Below are 2,111 nucleotides of genomic sequence, written 5' to 3'. Positions count from 1 at the left end.
ACCGGCTCCTCCTGCTGTGCCGCGTCCAGGGCCAGCAGCAGCGCCGCCGTCACCGGTCCCCGGTAGCCGTCGGCGCCGGTGCGGGCTGGTAGGACGGCGTCCAGGCTGCGTGAGCGGTCGCGGAAGAGTTCGAGGTAACGGCCGCAACTGCGGCGGGTGTTGACCATATAGGCGGCGGCATGGGCCAGCGCGAGTGGCAGGTGGCCCAGTTCCTCGGCAAGCTCGGCCGCGTGTTCGTCGAGGAAGCGGGCGCATTTCGCGCGCTCCAGCCGTTCGCGCAGGTAGGCGGCCGACTCGGCGGGGGAGTAGGTGCTGACGTCCACCAGCGTCCGGTCGCCGCCTGTACTGGCCGCTCCCCGGTGGCGGGTGGTGGCGATGACCCGCCCGCGGCCGCCTCGGCTGGTGACGGGCCACAGCTGTTCGGGGGTGTGTTCGGTGGTGTTGTCGAGGACGATCAGCCAGCCGCGCTCGGTGGTGGCGAGCCAGGCCAGGAAGCGTTCGGCGTCCTGTTCGGCCTCGCCGTTCGCTCCGGGTACGCGGAGTTCCACGGCGGCTCGGGCGTACAGGTCGGTGACGGCGGAGGGCTCGGCGGCGTCGGCCCACAGGACCAGGTCCATGCCCGTCTCGATGGCCTCGCGCGCGTAGTGCGCCGCGAGTTGGGACTTCCCGACGCCCCCACCGCCCGCCAACACCTGGCTGAGCACGACCGTCCCGTACTGCCCGCGCGCCTCGTCGATCGCCTCCCGCAGCTGCTCCCGGGGCTGGAAGGCGGTCGCCTTCGGCGGGATCCGCCCGATCACCACCGGCCACTCCACCGGGGCAGCCGGTGCCGCGTACTGGTGGAAGGTCATCTGCCGGGCCTGCTGCACGCTGCCGTGCACGGTGGCGCTGTCGTAGATGCCGTTCCTGACCTGCCCGTCCTGCACGTGCCCGCCCCCGCCGCCCGGCGTGTTGAATGGCCTCCATTATGGGCGAGGCCTGGACCTTCGCTGATGGGTCTTGGAGACCTACAGCGCCGACCCGGGCTCGCCCTCGGACGACGGGCTGCGGGTGCTGCTGTCGTGGGCGGCGTCGGGCTGAGATTCCCGGGTGAACGTGATGAGGTTCTCCCTGGCCTGCTCGCTGTCCGGATGGTCTGGTCCGAGCACGCGGTCGAAACCCGTCACTGCCTTGTGCAACATTTCCGCCGCCTTCTCCTCGAGGCCGGCGTACCAGTAGGTGGCGCCGAGGTTGTTGCAGGCTATGAGGGTGCTGGGATGGTCGTCGCCGAGAACGCGTTGACGGTCGGCGAGGACCTGTTCTTGGAGGCCGATGGCCTCATCGATGCGTCCGGTCTCCGAGTAGGTGGCGCCGAGGTTGTTTCGGGCTACGACGGTGTCGGGATGGTCGTCGCCGAGAACGCGTTGACGGTCGGCGAGGACCTCTTCCGGGAGGCTGATGGCCTCATCGGCGCGTCCGGCTTTCCAGTAGATCGCGGCGAGGTCGCTGCGAGCCATCAGGGTGTCGGGGGCGTCGTAGCCGAACCAGTCTTGATGGTCAGCGTGCGCCTGTTCCGCAAGGCGGATGGCGTTGTCGATGTCCCCGATCTTCGAGTACGACTGCGCGAGGTTAAGACGGGAGGTGAGGACATCCGGGTGGTCATCACCGAGAATCCGCTCGCCTGAGGCGGCGAGGCTGCTCCAGTACTGAACGCTGCTGGTGTACAGGCCTGCCTGGATGAGGCTTGTCCTGTAGCGGAACAGAAGCGCGTGGATACCCGGCCAGGGGTGGATCAGGTGGGTGACGTCGTGCCCAGTGAGTACATCGGTGTTGGCCCGTAGAGCTGCTGCCAGATCCATCGCGTCAAAATCCGCACATGGCCACAGCTCGTGGAGGGCACCAGCGGCCGTCAGGACAGCCAGATGTGTTTCGGGACCGAGGTTCATGGCTGCCCGGGCGGTGAGCGCGTGCAGGGTCACCTCCCGGTCGGCGGTCTCCGTGAGCGTGACGAGGCTGTAGTTGTGCAGCACGGCGAGGGCGTCCAGCGCGTCGTCGGCCGTGACGGGCGTGCCGCGAACGCTGCCGAGATGCTCCAGCACCTCCTCGGTGCTCCACAGCCCCTGCGGGTGCCC

Annotated in this window: 2 protein-coding genes; both read right to left on the bottom strand. The window is 69.1% G+C overall.

The genetic code is table 11. The features are described from left to right. Nucleotides 1-926, bottom strand: a 926-nt coding sequence (locus tag ACWDCZ_RS40700; protein ID WP_449818639.1) for an NB-ARC domain-containing protein, incomplete at its 3' end; no start/stop codon positions are given. An 81-nt stretch (nucleotides 927-1,007) separates the two neighbouring features. Further along, nucleotides 1,008-2,111, bottom strand: a 1,104-nt coding sequence (locus tag ACWDCZ_RS40695) for a tetratricopeptide repeat protein (RefSeq protein WP_449818638.1), incomplete at its 5' end; no start/stop codon positions are given.

It is taken from the genome of Kitasatospora sp. NPDC001225 (assembly GCF_053597855.1).
This window is presented reverse-complemented; position numbering and strand designations above follow the sequence as displayed.